Raw genomic sequence first — 18,258 nt, 5'->3', positions numbered from 1 at the left:
ATGGCTTGACGGCCATATCAGCTATCGGCCGCGCTCATACCGGTCTGCTCTATGGTGATGGCTGCGGAAAACGAGGAGATTCGATGAAACTGCTTCGATACGGCCGGGCAGGCCAGGAAAAGCCCGGGCTGCTGGATGCGCAAGGCGTGCTGCGGGATGTCTCGCAGCTGGTGGCCGACTGGTGCGGCGCCGAACTCGCGCCCGAAAAGCTCGCGCTGCTGCGCGACCACCAGCTGGAGGCTCTGCCCGCGGTGGCGGCCGGCGAGCGCCTGGGCTGTCCCGTGGCTCGGGTGGGCAAGATCGTCTGCGTGGGCCTGAACTATGCCGACCATGCGGCGGAGACGGGGGCCGCGGCACCGGCCGAGCCCGTGCTGTTCATGAAGGCCGTCACGGCGATCGGCGGGCCCGCGGACGCGGTGCAGATTCCGCCGGGCGCCGCCAAGGTCGACTGGGAGGTGGAGCTGGGCATCGTGATCGGCAGCCGCGCCACGCGCGTGGCCGAGGCCCAGGCCCTGGAACATGTGGCCGGCTATGTGCTGGCCAACGATGTGTCCGAGCGCGCCTGGCAGATGGAGCGCGGCGGCACCTGGGACAAGGGCAAGAGCCATGACAGCTTTGCGCCGCTGGGCCCCTGGCTGGTGACGGCCGACGAGGTGAGCGATCCGCATCGCATCGCGCTGTGGCTGGAGGTCAACGGCCGGCGCATGCAGAACGGCAACACCAGCAACTTCATCTTCGGCGTGCCCAAGCTCATCAGCTATATCAGCCGGTTCATGACGCTGGAGGCCGGCGATGTGATCCTGACCGGCACGCCGGCCGGCGTGGGCCTGGGCCAGAAGCCCGAGCCTGTCTTTCTCAAGCCCGGAGATGTGATGCGCCTGGGCGCCGACGGCCTGGGCGAGCAGCGGCTGGTCTGCGTTGCGGTCTGAGCCGGCCCGAGGCGAACCCCGCGCAGCGTCACTCCGCGCCCGAGGCCGGCGCCTCCTGGCTGCTGCTGCGCGACTGCAGCCAGGCCTGCAGCTCGGCGCGCAGCGCCGACGGCACGGCCACCAGGTCCATGTCCAGCACGCGGGCCATTTCCTGCAGCGTCGAAAAACGCGGGTCCACGTCGCCGGTTTCGGTGCGCTGCACGGCCATGCGCGACAGGCCTGCGCGCTCGGCCAGCTCGGCCTGGGTGATGCGGGCGGTCTTGCGGGCCTGGGCCAGGGTGAGGATCAGATCGGAAATCATGCTGTCTTGAAGGCTCTTTGCTGGAGGGTGAGTATTCTAAATAGCGTGGCCTGCGCCATCGGCCTGCCATAGTGTGCGAGCATGGTGGGATGCATGGCAGGAACAACAGGAGTTAGCAATTGGACTGGATAGCAAGTGTGCTGAATCAGGAGCACGTCAAGCTTTGGCTGTCCATGGGCTGGACGTTCTACATCGTCGTGGTCAGCGTCTGGATTCTGATGCAGCGCAGCCAGCCCGTTGCCACGCTGAGCTGGCTGCTGTCCATGGCGGCGCTGCCCGTGGTGGGGCTGATGGTGTATTACTACTTCGGTCCGCAGCGCATGAAGCGCCAGCGCATCAAGCGGCTGCGCTCGCGCAAGCGCTCCAGGGTCCGGGCCAGCATGCAGCGCCTGCGCGAACGCATGCTGCAGGTCGATCTGCGGGTGCATCAGGTGGCGCAGTTGGTGACGGCCACCAGCGAATTCCCCGTCAGCACGGCCAGCGCCATGCAGCTGCTGGTGGGAGGCGCGGCCACATTTGATGCGATTGCCGAGGCCGTGAGCGCCGCACGCCATCATGTGCATCTGGAGTACTACATCTACGAGCCCGACCAGACGGGCACGGCGCTGCGCGATCTGCTGATCGAGAAGGCCAGGGCCGGGGTGCAGGTGCGGCTGCTGGTCGATGCTCTGGGCTCCAAGAAACTGAATGCAAAATTTCTTCAGCCTTTGCTGGATGCGGGTGCCGAGGTGGCGCGCTTCCACGATGCCAAGGTCGGCCGGCGCCTGCGGCCCGTGATCAATTTCCGCACCCACCGCAAGATTCTGGTCTGCGACGGCAAGGTAGGCTTTGTCGGCGGCGTCAACGTGACCGACGAGGAAAACGAGCGCATTCTGAGCAATGCCTATCACGATGTGCATTTGCGCGTGGAGGGGGCCGTGGTCAACTGGCTGCAGACCGTGTTCATGGAGGACTGGGCCTATGCGCTGGACAAGGACCCGCTGAGCATTCCCGTCGATCTGGATGCGCTGCTGCCCGATGCCGAGGACGGCAAGCTCCCCATGCAGCTCATCACCTCGGGGCCCGACAGCGGGCTGCAGGCCATCTACCGCGCCCATCTGGCGGCCATCCATGCGGCCGAGCAGCGCATTTGGCTGACCACGCCGTATTTCGTGCCCACGGAGGCGGCGCTGGCCGCGCTCACCAATGCCGCGCTGCGCGGCGTGGATGTGCAGATTCTCGTGCCCAGGAAGTCGGATTCGGCGCTGGTGACGGCCGCCGCGCGCTCCTATTTCGACGAGCTGATCCGCTGCGGCGTGCGGGTCTATGAATACAAGGCGCGCATGCTGCACTCCAAGACCCTGGTGGTGGATGACAATATGGCGATCATAGGCACGGCCAATTTCGACTACCGCAGCTTTTTCCTGAACTACGAAGTCTGTCTGATAGGCTATGGCGAGGCGCTGAACGCCGATCTGGCGCGGCAATTCCAGCGGGATCTGCTGCAGTCGCAGCGGGTGCGCTACAAGAGCGAGAAAGGCTGGGGCCGGCGGCTGTTCGGCTCGGTCGCCCGGCTGAGCTCCCCCTTGCTGTAGGCATGGAGGCCGAAATGAGCGAACTCGATCTTCAGCAACTGCTCGACTGGGGGCGGAACCATGCGCGCTGGCTGGTCATCACCGGCGCCGGCTGCAGCACGGAGGTGGGCATACCCGATTACCGCGACGCCGACGGGCAATGGAAAAGGCCGCAGCCCGTGACCTACCAGGCTTTCTTGGGCGATGAGCTGGTGCGCCGGCGCTACTGGGCGCGTTCCATGCTCGGCTGGCGCGTCATGGGCCAGGCCAGGCCGGGGGCCGCGCACGGGGCGCTCGCGCAGCTGGAGCAGCAGGGCCGCATCGAGCTGCTGCTCACGCAGAACGTGGACGGCCTGCACAGCGTGGCCGGCAGTCGCGAGGTGCTGGACCTGCATGGCCGCATCGATACCGTGCGCTGCATGGACTGCGGTCGGCGCCACGCGCGTGCCGAGCTGCAGCAGATGCTGCTGGCCCGCAACCCCGAATGGGCCGGACTGTATGCGGCGGCCGCGCCCGACGGGGATGCCGATCTGGAGCACCGGGATTTCAGCGGCTTCGAGGTGCCGGCCTGCCCGCATTGCGGCACGGGCCTGCTCAAGCCCGATGTGGTGTTCTTCGGCGAATCCGTGCCGCGCGAGCGCGTGCAGGCCGGCCTGGATGCCGTGGCGCGCTGCGACGGCGTGCTGATCGCGGGCTCTTCGCTGATGGTGTATTCGGGCTTTCGCTTCGCCGAGGCCGCGGCCAGGCAGGGCAAAAGCCTGGTGGCCATCAACCGGGGCCGGACGCGGGCCGACGCACTGCTGGACTTCAAGCAGGCCAGGGATGTGGGTCAGGCCCTGACGGAGCTGGCTAGGCAGGTGTGAGCTGTACCTGCTGGCCCTTGCCCAGAGGCCGGGTGCGGATGCCGACCGGCAGAAAGCGCTGCACGACCTCGAAGTTGCTCAGCGCATGGGGCGTTAGCTCCGTGCAGCTATAGCTGGCAGGTTGCCGGCGCAGATGCACGGCCAGCGCCAGCGGCAGCACCCATTGGTCGGCCAGGTGCGGGCCCAGTGCACCGTCGTTGCTCTTGTAGCGGCGCAGCTCTTGCGCCAGCCGGGTGGCCACGGCTTCGGCCGTCACGCCTTTTTCGCCGAACTCGGTGAAGACTTCGGTCACATGCTGGTGCGCCAGCGTGGCCAGCAGCGCGTTGCCCGGGCCTTCGTTCTGGCGCACGCCGGCATTGCGCAGCTGCTCGGGCGGCCAGCCCATGAGAGAGGCCAGCTTGTTCAGCTCGCGCCGTGCAATCGACGAAGGCAGGGCCGGGGCCAGGCAGTCCGCATATTCCTCAAGCGTGCCGCCGCGCTCGTTAAGGTCAAAAGGAGTCAGCGCTTCTCGGGCGCCGCCGATCACGGCCTCGAATTCGCCGCCGCCGGCCGGATAGAAGCCGTGGCGCTGCAGTGTCAGCTGCACGGGCGCGCCCAGGCGGCGCAGCAGCGGCGCATAGCTGCGCTCCAGAAAATGGAAGGGCGGCGCCATGGGGTTGTGCGTGCCGCCCTTGAGCTGCACGCGGCTTTCGCCGGCGGCCAGCATCAGCGCCGGCCACACGGTCTGCAGCACCAGGGTGCAACTGCCGGCAGAGCCCACATTGAAGGCATAGCTGCCGGCTCGTACGGCGCCAGGCGTGAACTGCAGTGCTTGCGAGTTCAGCTCCGCGCCTTCCACCTGGGCGCTACTGATTTCGGCGGCCGCGTTCACGCAGCTCAGGTGCTGGCGCATCAGGCCGGGCTTGGCGCGGCCCGCGCGGATCCGGGTCAAAGTGAAGGCCTGGCCCGTGCACATGGACAGGGCCAGTGCGCTGCGCAGTATCTGACCGCCGCCTTCGCCCCGGGAGCCATCGATCTCTATCATGGTTCTGTTCCTCTTGTTCTTGATTATTCGGTGTTGAAGTGCGTGACGGCATCGAGCAAAAAAGCATCGGCAGCCTGCACAAGCTCGGCGCTCAGCGGCCTGGCCGATGGTGCATATTGCTCGGCCACGGCCAGCTCGGCCTGCAGAAATGCCTGTATGCGGGGCCAGGGTGCGCTGGTGGCTGCTTCGCCGGCGCGCATCTTGACCGCCAGCAGGGCGTTGAGCTCGGCCAGCAGGTCGGCATCATGCAGCAGCGTCGTCGCCAGCTCGGCAAAGCGCATGGGCGGCACGCCGTCGAACTCGCGTATCCAGCGTGCGGCCAGCAAGGGCCGGAGTGCGTAAAAGTATTTTTTGTACTTCACGACTTCGCTGTCTGCGCGCAGATGGTTCTTCATGGTCTTGCGCGCCATGGACAGGTAGTGGTGATAGCCGCGCACCGGCGAGAAGCTTTGCAGCGCCAGCTCGCGCAGGCGCGGCACCCAGGCCGCTGCGCTGCAATAGACCACGGGTGAGCGCAGCCACTCCAGCAGCACCGGGTTGGAAGCCTGCATCAGCTGCAGCGCCTTGCGCAGTTCCCAGCCGCCCACATCCAGCTCTGCACTCACCGGCAGCTCGATCACGTCGCGGCCGGCCTGGGTGCGCAGATACCAGGGCAGGCGGTGCACATAGACAAAGCGTACGTCGTAGTCGCTGTCGGGCGAGGCAAAGCCCCAGCCGCGGCTGCCCGATTCGCAGGCAAACAGCACTCTTACATCGTGCTGCTGTTCGAGTGCCTCGAGCTGGGCCTGCACGGCGCTACGCATGGCGTCGGATACCGGGTGCGCGCTCAGCACGCTCTCTTGGGGTTTGAGTTCTTGTTCAGCGGTTTGCATGATGGTTCTCTTTCTTTGCAAGGCAGCGGGAAGCTCTTGCTCCCGCTGCGTTCAACCCTTGACGCAGATCACCTGCTTGAGGGTATGGACCACTTCCACCAGGTCCTTCTGGGCGGCCATGACGGCATCGATGTCCTTGTAGGCCATGGGAATCTCGTCGATCACGCCCTCGTCCTTGCGGCATTCCACGCCTTCGGTAGCCTTGATCTGGTCGGCCACCGAGTACAGCTTCTTGGCCTTGGTGCGGCTCATCACGCGGCCAGCGCCATGGCTGCAGCTTTCAAAGCTCTCGGGGTTTCCCAGGCCGCGCACGATATAGCTGCGCGCGCCCATGCTGCCGGGGATGATGCCCATCTCGCCGCGTCTGGCGCTCACGGCGCCCTTGCGTGTGACGAACACATCCTGGCCAAAGTGATGCTCCTTCTGCACATAGTTGTGGTGGCAGTTCACGGCCTCCACATGGGCGTCGAAAGGCTTGGCAATCAGCTTGCGCACGGTGGCGATCAGGTTGGCCATCATCACTTCGCGGTTGCTCATGGCGAACTTCTGCGCCCAGGACACGGCGCGCACATAGTCGCCAAAGTAGCGGGCTCCTTCTTCGAAGTAGGCCAGGTCCCGGTCGGGCAGATTGCGCTGGTGCAGCTCGGCATCCTTCCGGGCCAGCTCGATGAAATGGTTGCCTATGGCATTGCCCACGCCGCGCGAGCCCGAGTGCAGCATGAACCAGACAAAGCCGACCTCGTCCAGGCACACTTCCACGAAGTGATTGCCGCTCCCCAGGGTTCCCAGGTGCTTGCGGTTATTGGTCTTTTCGAGCCTAGGGTGCAGCTCGCACAGCGAGTCGAATTCGTCCACCAGCGTGGCCCATTTCTGGTCCACCAGCTCGGGAGGGTTCTCCCAGGCGTCGGGATCACGGCCACGGCTTTTGGGTGCCGAGCCGTGGGGCACGGCTTTCTCGATGGCCGAGCGCAGCGTGGCCAGGCTGTCGGGCAGGTCCTCGGCACGCAGCGTGGTCTTGGCGGCCATCATGCCGCAGCCTATGTCCACCCCGACGGCGGCGGGGATGATGGCCTTGACGGTCGGGATCACCGAGCCAATGGTTGCGCCTATGCCCAGGTGCACGTCGGGCATGGCGGCGATGTGCTTGAACACAATGGGCAGGCGCGCGGCGTTGGCCAGTTGTTGCTGGGCCTCCGTTTCCACGGGCACGCCCTTGGTCCACATCTTGACGGGCACGCCGCCGGCGACCTCCAGCAGTTGGTAATTCTGTTCGGACATATTGATCTCCTCGTTGTTCATGGCATTGATGGCGGCCTTGCAGCGACAAGGGTTGGTGAAACATCGTGCTCTACCGGACTGAGCTACAACAGCTTGGCAACTGCTGGCGGGATTCGAACCCGCGGCCACGAGATTAAGAGTCTGTAGTTCCACCGGCATTCGCAGCCAGTCATTCAAAACCGTTTCAATCTCAATCGGACATTCGCCGCCGGCGACCAGGAATTGGTGAGACGGGACAGTTTGGATATGTAGTCCCACCAGCATTCGCCAACGACAGATGATCACTTCAAATCACTGAGGCTCGAGAGCGATCTTCTCGATCTCACCCACCCAGTGCTCGGCGCCTAGCCTGCCTTCGGCAAAACTCGCCACCACATCGAACACCGCATCGCTGAAGCCGCCGACATTCAGGATGTCGTTACGCTCCATCGCCTGCGTCGTGCCATAGGGCTGGATGTCTATGCAAACCAGCCTGGCATTGGGGTTGCGCTGCTTGATGCGCTCCCACTGCAACATGGTTTCGGTGGTGCCGCGGCGCACACCATCGACCCAGGACTCATTGTCCGAGACCAGAATCACCATATCCACCCGTGCCTTTTCATCGGCCAGCTGCTTCAATGGCGCGCTGCAGTTGGTGCCTCCGCCGCCGATCTTTGCCAGCTTGTGGGCGTTGGTCATCACCGAGTCGCGGCCGTTGAGCTGCAACTTCACCACCTTCTGCTCGAAGGGCAGCACGCGGGCCGTGCTGTTCTTGCGCAGCACGGCGGCGGCCATCAGGCCCGCCACATCGATGCAGCGCACCGCCGTGGTGGCGCCGGCACGGTAGCCCGTCACTGCACTGCTCATCGAGCCCGAGACGTCGGGGCACACCACCACGGCTCCCGCAAAGCGGGGCACATTGGCAATCGCGTGCTCCATGGCGTCCTGCAAGGCATCGCGCACCAGGGCGGGAACCTGCTCGCCGGCAGCCTGGTAGGCCGACAGCAGCTGGTAGGGCATGGCGCGGGCCTTGGCCACGGCGTCGGCGTCCTGCAGCTTGCTGGCGATCAGTTGCGTCATCCCCTGGATCTCGAACACGCCATGGCGTGCAAAGGTGTTCAGGTTCTGGCGCACCATCTGCCATGAGCCGCCGCGGGCAATCTGCGCCCATTGCTGGGCGTTCAGCTCCAGTGCGGTTAGCATCTGAAACGGCACATCGGGCAGCTCGGAGGGCGTCACGCCCTGGGCCACATCGCGCTTGAAGCGCTCGAAAGCCTGGGTGATGGGCGGCAGCGCCGCTGCATCAAAGGGCTTTGCTATCAGCCAGGCAAACCAGGCGGCGCGCCAGGCCTCCTGGGGCCTGGGGTGAACCATCTTCACCACATCGGCCAGCGAGGGCTGGTTGCCCACGGCTGCGCTCAGCAGCTGCTTCTCGGTCGCGGCGAGCAGCCAGTTCTGCACCAGCTTCTTGGGGGCCGAGCCCAGGGACTTGCGGCCCATGGCGCCGCTGCGCACGATCTGCACAAAGTTGCGCAGCATCTTGCCGTTGTCGATGACGCGGCCGAACACCTGGGCCAGCAGCGCGGTATCCCACACGGCCAGGGCGGCGGCCAAGGCGGCCGGCATGTCCTTCATATAGCCGCGCTGACGGGCATAGACGGCCGTCTGGGCGGTAAAGCGGCAGTCCACCGCCAGCACCAGATTGGCCAGTTGCTCCAGCTGTTCATCGGCGCTGGCATAGAAAGTCTGGCTCAGGCAACCGGTCACCGCCATCTGGGCCAGCTGATGGCGAGGGCTGAAAGCATAGGCTGCCTTGCCTTCGTGGTTCAGTGCCGTGGCGGCTGCGGCCAGCTGGCCCTGGCGGGTTTGAAACAGTTGCGTGTTGACCATTTGTCTTCTCCTGGTTGTATTCAACTTGCAGATGTCTTTGTTATTGCAAGCGGTGTGCCAGATTTTTGAGAAGCAATGTGTTTGTTTATTAAGTATTTGAATTTATTGATGAAAATTCATTGCTTGCCATGCTTTGCAAAAATCAGTGTTGTGGATAAACTCTAGAAAAATAGATAAAAATATAGAAATTTATCCAAAAATATATGAATAAGAAAAACGTCGTAATCGGTTTCATGGGCACCCAGCTCGATTCGGGCCAGGGTGCGGGTCGCTGGGAGAAATGGCGCCCCACGGTGTCTCTGGTGCAGCATGAGGATCAGGTGGTAGATCGGCTGGAGCTGCTGTATTCGCCACGCTACGAGGCTCTGGCCCAGACCTTGCAAGCGGATATCGCCAATGTCTCGCCCGAGACCGAAGTCAGACTGGTCAGCTCGCAAGTGCAGGACCCCTGGGACTTTGGCGAGATGTATGCCGTGCTCTACGACTGGGCGCGCAGCTACCGCTTCGATACCGAGCGCGAGAACTACTGGGTGCACATCACCACGGGCACCCATGTGGCGCAGATCTGCATGTTCCTGATGGTGGAGTCGCGCCAGATACCCGGCGTGCTGCTGCAGTCCTCACCGCCGCGCAAGCAGCAACGCGGCTCGCCGGGCAGCATGATCCTGATCGACCTGGACCTGTCGCGCTACGAGGCTCTGGCCCAGCGCTTTCATCAGGCCCAGACCGAGGCGCTGGAGTTCCTGAAGAACGGCATTGCCACGCGCAACCCGCAGTTCAACAGATTGATTGAGGAGATCGAGCGCGTCGCCATACGCTCCCGCGCCCCCGTCCTGTTCACCGGTCCTACGGGTGCGGGCAAGTCGCACCTGGCCCGGCGCATCTATGAGCTGAAAAAGTCCCGCCATCAGGTGCAGGGCGCGTTTGTCGAGGTCAACTGCGCCACGCTGCGCGGCGACGGCGCGGCGTCCACCTTGTTCGGCCACAAGAAAGGGGCGTTCACCGGGGCGGCGGCAGACCGTGCGGGCTTGCTGCGCACCGCACATGAGGGCGTGCTGTTTCTCGACGAAATCGGCGAGCTGGGCCTGGACGAGCAGGCCATGCTGCTCAAGGCCGTGGAGGAAAAGCGCTTTTTCCCCATGGGCAGCGACAAGGAGGTGGCCAGCGACTTCCAGCTCATCGCCGGCACCCATCGCGATCTGCGCATCGATGTGGCCGAGGGGCGCTTTCGCGAAGACCTGTTTGCGCGCATCAATCTCTGGTCCTATACCTTGCCGGGACTGGCGCAGAGACCCGAGGACCTGGAGCCCAATATCGACCATCTGCTGCTGCGCGCCGTGGCCGAGACCGGCAGTTCCGTGCGTTTCAATGCCGAAGCCAGAGCGCTGTATCTGCAATTTGCCAAGTCTGCCCAAGCGCCCTGGAGCGGCAATTTCCGCGATCTCGCGGCCAGCATCACGCGGCTGGCCACATTGGCCGACAGCGGTCGCATCACCACCGATCAGGTGCAGGCCGAGATCGGCCGCCTGGGCTGGCTGTGGCAGCATTCCCAGGCTCATGCCCTGCCCGGGGCCGAGGTGGATCTGGGCGAATATCTGCCCCGGGAAGCCGTGGCCCAGATCGACCTGTTCGACCGGCTGCAGCTGCAGTCCGTGATAGCGGTATGCCGCACGGCCAGCAATCTTTCGGACGCGGGGCGCAAGCTGTTTGACCGGTCGCGCCAGCAAAAAGCCGTGGTCAATGATGCGGACCGGCTGCGCAAATACCTGCACAGGTTCGGCCTGAGCTGGGATATGTTGACTCAATCAAACTCATAGCTGCTGGCGCAGTGCTGCCCGGCATCCTGGCGAGAAATACAGGTGAAAGCTCTGCCCTAAGGTCCGGCTTGCCGTCGTTCGCGGGCATACTTCGGCCCCATGGCTCATACCTTCTTCTGGCACGACTACGAAACCTTTGGCGCCCAGCCGCGCTATGACCGTCCCGCGCAGTTTGCGGGCATACGCACGGATGACCAGCTCAACGAGATCGGCGAGCCCGTGATGTGGTACTGCCAGCCGGCCAACGACTATCTGCCCGATCCGCAATCCTGCCTGATCACGGGCATCACGCCCCAGCGGGCGCTGGAGGAGGGCATTCCCGAGGCGGAGTTCTCGGCCCGTATCGAGGCTGAGCTGGCCCAGGCCGGCACCGTGGGCGTGGGTTACAACACCATACGCTTCGACGACGAGATCACGCGCTTCATGTTCTGGCGCAATCTCACCGACCCCTATGCGCGCGAATGGCAGAACGGCTGCGGCCGCTGGGATCTGCTGGATGTGGTGCGCATGGTCTACGCGCTGCGCCCCGAGGGCATAGCCTGGCCGAGCAAGGAGGACGGCTCGCCTAGCTTCAAGCTCGAGGATCTGGCGCGCGCCAACGGCCTGCTGCACGAGCAGGCCCACGATGCGCTTTCCGACGTGCGTGCCACGATTGCACTGGCGCGGCTGATCCGCAGCAAGCAGCCGCGGCTGTTCGACTTTGCCTTTGGCCTGCATAAAAAAGATGGGGCGCTGCGCGAGATGGGCCTGCCCGCCGCGCAGGAGCATGCGCGCCCGTTCCTGCATGTGACCGGCATGATCAGTCCCGCGCGTGGTTGCCTGGCCGTGATGTGGCCGCTGGCCACGCACCCGAGCAACAAGAACGAGGTGATCTGCTGGGATCTGGCCGCCGACCCGAGCGAGCTGGCCGGCATCAGCATCGAAGACCTGCGCCTGCGAATGTTCACGCGCCAGGCCGAGCTGCCCGAGGGCGTGAGCCGTCTGCCTATCAAGAGCATTCACGTCAACAAGTCGCCCATGGTGGTGGGCAGTCTCAAGACCCTGAGCCCGGCCATGGCCGAGAAATGGGGCGTGGACTTGGAGCAGTGCCTGAGGCATGCGGCCGTGGCGCGCGATCTGCCCGATATGAGTGCGCAGTGGAAGAGCGTGTTCACACGCGAGGCCGGCGAGCCGCTGGATGCCGACCAGGACCTGTACGGCGGTTTCGTGGGCAATGAAGACCGCCGCCGTCTCCTGCAGATCAAAAAGCTTTCGCCGCAGGAGCTGGCGCTGGACAAGACGGGCTTTGACGATGCGCGTCTGACGGAGCTGGTCTGGCGCTACCGTGCGCGCAACTTCCCGCAGACGCTGACCGAGGCCGAGCAGCGGCGCTGGGAGCAGCACCGCGCGGCCTGCCTGATCGAAGGCCGGGGCGGGGCGCGCACGGCCGAGCAGATGTTCGCCATGATCGACGCCCTGTCCGAAACCGCCGACGAGCGCGGCGAGGAGATTCTGGGGGATCTCTACGACTATGCCGACGCCATGCTGCCCGAAGCGGATTGAGGCCGGGGCAGGCCCCCAGCAGGGGGCCGGCCAGAGGTCCTCAGCTCATGCGGCGCAGCAGCCCGTCCTTGAGCACGAACTGATGCCATAGTGCGGCCGCCGCATGCAGGCCCACGGCGGCGAACACCAGGTTGGCGCCCGCCTCGTGGATATCCTTGAGGCTGCGGCCCAGCGGCACATCCACCGTCAGCGGCAGCGTCCATGACGCTCCGAAGAAGGGCACGGGCTTGCCCGACCAGGCCAGGGCCAGCACGCCCAGCACCGGCATGGCCAGCATCAGCAGGTACAGCAGCCAGTGCATGGCCTGGGCCGAGAGCTCCATCCAGCGCGGGCCGGGCGGCAGCGGCGGCACTCTGACGCTGGCGCGCACCACCAGGCGCAGCGTCATGAGCAGCAGCACGGCGAGGCCGAAGCTTTCGTGCCAGAAGGTCATCTGCGCGCGCTCGGGCGAGCCTTTGGGGAAAAAGCCCTTGATTTCTATGGCCGCCACGGCCAGTGCGGCCGCGGCAAAGACCAGCCAGTGCAGCAGCACCAGCGGACGGGGGTAGGTGTCTGAACGGGTCATGATGGATTCTTTTCGCTTTAGTTAAACAGCGTATTGATGTCTGTCATTTATCGCGCCGGGAGCAAGGCCGGCGCGATCAGGTCCTTGGGCGCCGCCCTCTTGGGGCAAGACGCCCAGGTGGCCTGGGGTGCAGATCAGTCGTCGAAGTCCCAGAGCTCATGCAGATCCAGTCGCAGGCGGCTGTGGCTCTCCAGCGCCTCGCTGCGCGCCAGGCGCTCGGCCAGCAGCGCGTCGGCCAGCACGCGGCGCACGGCCAGCAACTCGCTCAAGCCCGATTCGCCGGCACGGTAGGCGCGCAGCGCGCGGTCGGCGGCGCTGCGCTGCAGCGCGGCGGCCCGGGCCTGGGCCAGGGCCGCAGCACGCTTGCCGCCCAGCTGGCTCCAGAGTACATCGAACTCCGCGCCCAGGCGCCGCTCGGCGGCCAGGCGGCGCGACAGGGCCGCGTCGGCATCGGCCAGGGCCGCAGCGGCCTGGGTTTCGCGGTGGACGGAACCCAGCGGCAGGCTCAGGCTGACACCGGCAAGGCGCTCGGCGCCGCCGCGCTCGCTGGTGGCAAACACGCCGACCGTGGGGTCGGGGTGGCGCTCCAGGTCGATGCGGCGGGCCTGGCGCAGTGCCAGCGCTTCCTCGGCCTGGGCCAGCAGGTACTCATGGCTGTGCTCTATATAGTGGGCGCGCATCTGGGCCACAGACGCGGCCGGCGGCTCGGGCAAGGCGGCCGGGGCTTCGGCGGGCGCGCAGCGCTGCGGGCATAGGCCGGGAAAGCGTGCCTGCAGCTCGACCAGGGCCGCGGTTTCCGTCGCCTCGGCGGCCGCCAGCGCGGCCTGCATGCGGGCCTGCTCGGCCGCGGCCAGCTCGGCTTCGAGTCTGGCCGCGTCGCCGGCGCGCAGGCGGCGCTCGGTAATGCGGGCCAGCTCCGCGGCCGCGCTCGCATTGTCCTGTGCGGCCTGGCGGGCCTGAGCCGCGCGTAGCGTTGCAAACCATAGCGCCAGCAACTGGCGCGCGGTTTCGTGCCTTGCGTCCTGCGCGGCCACGCGCCCCGTGGCCAGGGTGGCGTCGGCAAGTTCGGCATCGGCCTCGGACTTGCCCCATAGGCGCAGCGGGCGTTCGATGGCGATCTGGCCTTCGCCAAAGCGCTGACCCGAGCCATCGCGCACCCAGCGGCGCTGGCCTATGGCACGCACCACGGTCTCATGCGGGCCGGTGCGCAGGCCGTCGGCTCTGGCCTGGGTGCCGCGCCGGGCCGCATCGGCGGCCTGCACCGTGGGCGACTGCTCCACGGCCGCGCGCACCGCAGCCTCGGGCGGCAGATAGCTCTGGGCCTGGGCCGCGCCCGCCAGCAGCAGGGTCGCACCCCAGGCAGGCAGCAGAGGTTTCATGCTCATTTTCTTGAAAACTCGATAAAAAAGGCCTTCAGCCCTTGTCTGTGAAGTGCTGATAGCTCTCATTTTTGAGACTCCTTGGCGGCGTAGGGAACGCCGAAGCGTTCGAACAGCAGCGGCAGCAGCAACAGGGTCAGCGCCGTGGAGCTGACCAGGCCGCCGGCCACGACCACGGCCAGCGGCCGCTGGATTTCCGAGCCCGGCCCGCTGGCCAGCAGCAGGGGCACCATGCCCAGTGCGGTGATGCAGGCCGTCATCAGCACGGGGCGCAAGCGGTCGCGCACGCCCTGGCGTACGGCCCGGGTCAGCTCCATGCCGCCGGTCAGCAGCGCGTTGAAGTGCGAGACCAGCACCACGCCGTTGAGCACGGCGATGCCCAGCAGCGCGATAAAGCCCACCGAGGCCGGCACCGACAGGTATTCGCCGGCCGCGCGCAGCGCCGCCATGCCGCCCACCAGCGCGAACGGGATGTTGGCAATGACCAGTAGCGCCTGCCGCGGCGAGCGGAAGGTGAGCACTAGGAGCACGAAGATGGCGGCCAGCGCCAGCGGCACCACCAGAGCCAGGCGCGCGGCCGCGCGCTGCTGGTTCTCGAACTGGCCGCCCCAGACGATGCGCAGGTCCTTGAGGCCGGCGTCCCGGGCCACGGCGGCCTGGGCCTCGCGGACAAAGCCGGCCAGGTCGCGCCCTTCGACGTTGACCTGGACCACGGCAAAGCGTGCGCCGTCCTCGTGGTCTATGCGCACCGGGCCGTCCTGGGCGGCCAGCGTGGCCAGCGAGGTCAGCGGCCAGTTCGTGCCGTCGGGCGCGGTTACCAGCAGGCCGGCCAGGCCCTCTGGCGACTGGCGCAGCGCCGTGCCGCCGCGCAGCACCAGCGGCGTGCGCACCATGCCCTCGGGCACGATGCCTATGCGCTCGCCCTCGACCAGGGCGCGCAGCTGGGCCTGCAGGGCGTCGCCGGAGAAGCCCGACTGGCCGACGGCGGCGCGGTTGAGCACCACCTGCAGGTATTGCACGCCGCTGTTGCTGGGCGCGATGACCTCGGAAGCCCCGGGCACGGCGCGCATGCTGGCCGCAATCGCCTGGGCCGCCGCGTCTATCTTGGCCAGGTCGGCGCCGAAGATCTTGATGGCCACGTCGCCGCGCGTGCCGGTCAGCATCTCGGACACGCGCATCTCTATGGGCTGGGTAAAGCCGTAGATCAGGCCCGGAAAGCCTTCGAGCACGCGGCGTATGGCGACGGCAATGTCTTCCTTGCTGCCGCGCCATTCGGCACGCGGCTTGAGCACCAGAAAGGTGTCGGTCTCGTTGAGGCCCATGGGGTCCAGGCCCAGATCGTCCGAGCCCGTGCGCGCGACGATGGAGCGGATCTCGGGCACCTCCCTGAGCAGTGCCTGCTGCACGCGCCGGTCCATGTCCAGCGAGGCGGCTAGCGAGACGGACGGCGCCTTCTGCAGCTGGACGATGAGATCGCCCTCGTCCATGGTGGGCATAAAGGTCTTGCCCACCGACAGATACAGGGCGGCCGCTGCCGCCAGCGCCGCCACCGCGATGCCGAACACCATGGGGCGGTGCGCGAGGCTCCAGAGCTGCAGGCGTGCAAAGCCATGACCCAGCTTGCGCATCAGCCAGGGAGCGTCGCTGGCATGCGCGCGCAGCAGCAGCGAGGCCAGCGCCGGAACCACGGTGAAGGCTATCAGTACCGAAGCCCCCAGGGCCAGGACTATGGTCAGCGCCACGGGGGAAAACAGCTTGCCCTCGAGCCCCTGCAGCGTGAGCAGCGGCAGGAACACGATGGCGATGATGGACACCCCGGCCAGCATGGGCGCGGATACGGCGGAGACGGCATCCCGGATCAGGGCCAGGCGCTCTGCGGGCTGTGCCGGCGTTGCGCCGTCGGGCCTGTGCGCCAGCGCGGTCTCTATGTTTTCCACCACCACCACCGAGGCATCGACCAGCATGCCCAGCGCGATGGCCAGGCCACCCAGGCTCATCAGATTCGCGGTCAGGCCCACATAGTGCATGAGCAAGAAGGTGGCCAGCATGGACAGCGGCAGCGTGGCCGCCACCACCAGAGCGGCGCTTACGCCGCCCAGGAACAGATACAGCGTGACCACCACCAGCAGGCTGGCCTCGACCAGCGCGCGCACCACGGTGCCGGCCGCGCGCGAGACCAGCTCGCCGCGGTTGTAGAACACCTGGGTGCTCATGCCCCGGGGCAGGCGCGGCGCGAGCTCGTCGAGCCTGGCCTGCACGGCTTCGACCAGGCTGCGCGCATCCACGCCGCGCAGGCCCAGCACCAGTCCCTCGACGGCCTCGCCCTGGCCGTCGCGGCTCACGGCGCCGTTGCGCGTGGCCTCGCCCAGTCGCACCGTGGCCACATCGCCCACGGTGGCTGCGGCCAGTCCGCCACGGGCCGGCTCGACCACGATGGCGCGCAGATCCTCGAGACCGCGCACCCCGCCTTCCACGCGCACCACCCAGTGCTCCTCGCCGCGGTCCAGACGGCCCGCACCGTCATTGCGGTTGTTGGCCTCCAGTGCCTGGCGCAGCCGGTCCAGCGTCACGCCGCGCGCGCGCAGCCGCGCCGGATCGGGAATCACCTCGTAGCCGCGCACCGCACCGCCCAGTGCGTTCACATCGGCCACGCCGGCCACGGTGCGCAGGGCGGGGCGTATCACCCAGTCCAGCACGCGCCGACGCTCGGCCAGCGAATAGCCCTCGCCATCGATGGTGAACATGAACATCTCGCCCAGTGGCGTGGTGATGGGGGCCAGCCCGCCTTCGGCCGTGGCCGGCAGCTCGCGCTGTATGCCGGCCAGCCGTTCGGACACCTGCTGGCGCGCCCAGTACACGTCCGTGCCCTCGGCGAAGTCCACCGTCACGTCGCTGATGCCGTACTTGGAGACCGAGCGCACGATGGTCTTGTGCGGCAGGCCCAGCAGTTCCTGCTCCACGGGCGTGGAGACGCGCTGCTCCACCTCCTCGGGCGTCATGCCCGGCACCTTGAGGATCACCTTGACCTGGGTGGGCGAGATGTCGGGGAAAGCGTCAATGGGCAGATGGACATAGGCCCAGACGCCGGCCAGCGCCAGGGCCAGGGCCGCGAGCAGCACCAGAGCCCGCTGGCGCAGCGAGAAATCTATCAGTCTGGCCAGCATCACTCACCTCCGGACAGCAGGCCCTTGAGCGCGGCGATGCCGGTGACCGCGATGCGCGCCTTGGGCGGCAGCGCCCCGCGCACCACGGCCGTGGCTTCGTCGCTGGCTTCCAGCGTCAGCGGAGCAAAGCGCACGCCCTTGTCGGTGGCCAGGAACACACCGGTCTGGCCCTGCCAGTGCGCAAGCGCTGCGGCCGGAATGCGCAGCCGTTCGCCGGTTTGGGCCGCATTCTTCAGGGCCAACGTGGCCGTGACGCTTTCGCCCAGGCGCAGATCGCCGTTCTTGCTCAAGGCCACGCGCACACGCATGCCAGCCGAGCCATCGCCCACGGGCGCCATGCCCGCGACCTGGCCCGCAGCACCGCGAAAGCCCACCTGCACGCGGTCGCCCACGGCGGGCAGCGGCACTTCGCGACCCAGCAGCAGGTCCAGTTCCAGCGCCTTGGGGTCGGCCACGCGCACCAACGGCGCCGAAGCCTCGACGCGCGCGCCCGGCTGGGCCAAGACCTCGGTCACGATGCCGGCGCGAGGCGTCAGCAGCTGGGCCTCGTTGCCGGCCAGCGTCACGCCACTGCTCGCCAGCTCGGCGCGCCTGGCCTGGGCCATGGCCGCGGCCTCCGTGGCGCGGGCCTGAGTGGCCTGCCAGCGGCTGGCCGCGATGATGCCGTCGTCGTACAGCGATCGGTCGCGCGCCAGCGATTGCCGGGCCAGGCGCGACTGCGATTCGGCCTCGGACAGTGCGCGCCGCGCTTCATAGAGCTGGGGGCTGGTGAATACGGCCACGGCCTGGCCGGCGCGCACCGTCTGGCCCAGGGCCACCAGCACGCGCGGCACGGCACCCGCATAGGGCGCGGCGACCACGGCCTGGGCGTCGGGACGCAGCACCACGCGCGCATGGGCCGTTATTTCGAGCTCGGCAGAGCTCTGTATGGATTGGAAGCTCACGCCCAGCGTGCGCGCCTGCTCGGGGGTGAGGGTCACGGCCTCGGCGGCCATGCCAAAAATGGGGACGCAAGCTGGCAGCGCGAGTGCGCCCGCCAGCAGCCATCGGTGGAAGAACATTCCTGACTCCGGAAAAACAATGAAAGCCATCCCCGCGCGTG

At 66.8% G+C, this 18,258-nt stretch carries 13 protein-coding genes and 1 pseudogene; 5 read left to right on the top strand and 9 right to left on the bottom strand.

Features of this window, described 5'->3' with window-relative positions:
* The first annotated feature begins 83 nt into the window (after positions 1-83).
* Positions 84-929, top strand: a complete 846-nt coding sequence (locus AB6724_RS12870) for a fumarylacetoacetate hydrolase family protein (protein ID WP_369338923.1) — start codon at positions 84-86, stop codon at positions 927-929.
* A gap of 28 nt (positions 930-957) precedes the next feature.
* On the opposite strand, the gene AB6724_RS12865 is transcribed toward AB6724_RS12870, so the two are convergent.
* On the bottom strand, positions 958-1,230 hold the full coding sequence (locus tag AB6724_RS12865; RefSeq protein WP_369338922.1) for a helix-turn-helix domain-containing protein: 273 nt from the start codon (positions 1,228-1,230) through the stop codon (positions 958-960).
* A gap of 173 nt (positions 1,231-1,403) precedes the next feature.
* On the opposite strand from AB6724_RS12865, the gene cls reads away from it, so the two are divergent.
* Together cls and AB6724_RS12855 are read left to right on the top strand one after the other, a co-directional pair.
* The gene (gene cls, locus AB6724_RS12860) at positions 1,404-2,804 is read left to right on the top strand and encodes a cardiolipin synthase (RefSeq protein WP_369338963.1); all 1,401 of its coding nucleotides are present in this window, start codon (positions 1,404-1,406) and stop codon (positions 2,802-2,804) included.
* A 14-nt stretch (positions 2,805-2,818) separates the two neighbouring features.
* Positions 2,819-3,646, top strand: a complete 828-nt coding sequence (locus AB6724_RS12855) for an NAD-dependent protein deacetylase (protein ID WP_369338921.1) — start codon at positions 2,819-2,821, stop codon at positions 3,644-3,646.
* On the opposite strand, the gene rtcA is transcribed toward AB6724_RS12855, so the two are convergent.
* The 4 genes from rtcA to AB6724_RS12835 form a co-directional block, all read right to left on the bottom strand.
* Positions 3,633-4,670 (bottom strand): RNA 3'-terminal phosphate cyclase, encoded by a 1,038-nt coding sequence (gene rtcA / locus AB6724_RS12850; RefSeq protein WP_369338920.1) that lies wholly within the window; start codon positions 4,668-4,670, stop codon positions 3,633-3,635. The genes AB6724_RS12855 and rtcA overlap by 14 nt on opposite strands.
* 23 nt (positions 4,671-4,693) lie before the next feature.
* Positions 4,694-5,542 carry a nucleotidyltransferase domain-containing protein gene (locus tag AB6724_RS12845; protein WP_369338919.1) on the bottom strand — a complete coding sequence of 283 codons (849 nt, stop codon included), beginning with the start codon at positions 5,540-5,542 and terminating at the stop codon, positions 4,694-4,696.
* Positions 5,543-5,593: 51 nt separating this feature from the next.
* Positions 5,594-6,820 (bottom strand): RtcB family protein, encoded by a 1,227-nt coding sequence (locus AB6724_RS12840; RefSeq protein WP_369338918.1) that lies wholly within the window; start codon positions 6,818-6,820, stop codon positions 5,594-5,596.
* A 291-nt stretch (positions 6,821-7,111) separates the two neighbouring features.
* Entirely contained in the window at positions 7,112-8,689 is a 1,578-nt protein-coding gene (locus AB6724_RS12835; protein WP_369338917.1) for a vWA domain-containing protein, read from the bottom strand.
* 203 nt (positions 8,690-8,892) lie between these two features.
* On the opposite strand from AB6724_RS12835, the pseudogene rtcR reads away from it, so the two are divergent.
* Both rtcR and sbcB read left to right on the top strand, forming a co-directional pair.
* Positions 8,893-10,431, top strand: a pseudogene (gene rtcR / locus AB6724_RS12830) (RNA repair transcriptional activator RtcR); the annotation flags it as partial.
* Between the two features lie 174 nt (positions 10,432-10,605).
* A complete protein-coding gene (sbcB, locus tag AB6724_RS12825; protein WP_369338915.1) occupies positions 10,606-12,048 on the top strand; it encodes an exodeoxyribonuclease I in 1,443 nt (480 codons plus the stop codon).
* Between the two features lie 40 nt (positions 12,049-12,088).
* Here sbcB and AB6724_RS12820 read toward each other — a convergent pair whose 3' ends face one another.
* From AB6724_RS12820 to AB6724_RS12805, 4 genes are all read right to left on the bottom strand, one after another.
* On the bottom strand, positions 12,089-12,613 hold the full coding sequence (locus tag AB6724_RS12820) for a cytochrome b (RefSeq protein ID WP_369338914.1): 525 nt from the start codon (positions 12,611-12,613) through the stop codon (positions 12,089-12,091).
* Between the two features lie 134 nt (positions 12,614-12,747).
* Positions 12,748-13,992 carry a TolC family protein gene (locus tag AB6724_RS12815; RefSeq protein WP_369338913.1) on the bottom strand — a complete coding sequence of 415 codons (1,245 nt, stop codon included), beginning with the start codon at positions 13,990-13,992 and terminating at the stop codon, positions 12,748-12,750.
* Between the two features lie 65 nt (positions 13,993-14,057).
* Positions 14,058-17,156 carry an efflux RND transporter permease subunit gene (locus AB6724_RS12810; protein WP_369338912.1) on the bottom strand — a complete coding sequence of 1,033 codons (3,099 nt, stop codon included), beginning with the start codon at positions 17,154-17,156 and terminating at the stop codon, positions 14,058-14,060.
* Positions 17,156-18,217, bottom strand: coding sequence for an efflux RND transporter periplasmic adaptor subunit (locus AB6724_RS12805; protein ID WP_369338911.1), 1,062 nt, complete (start codon positions 18,215-18,217; stop codon positions 17,156-17,158). The genes AB6724_RS12810 and AB6724_RS12805 overlap by 1 nt, the downstream gene beginning before the upstream one ends.
* Positions 18,218-18,258: the final 41 nt, after the last annotated feature.

The sequence above is a fragment of the Comamonas guangdongensis genome (genome assembly GCF_041079535.1).
Lineage (GTDB): Bacteria > Pseudomonadota > Gammaproteobacteria > Burkholderiales > Burkholderiaceae_C > Comamonas > Comamonas guangdongensis.
The sequence above is the reverse complement of the archived record's forward strand: the minus strand, read 5'-3'. Positions and strand labels throughout refer to the sequence as shown.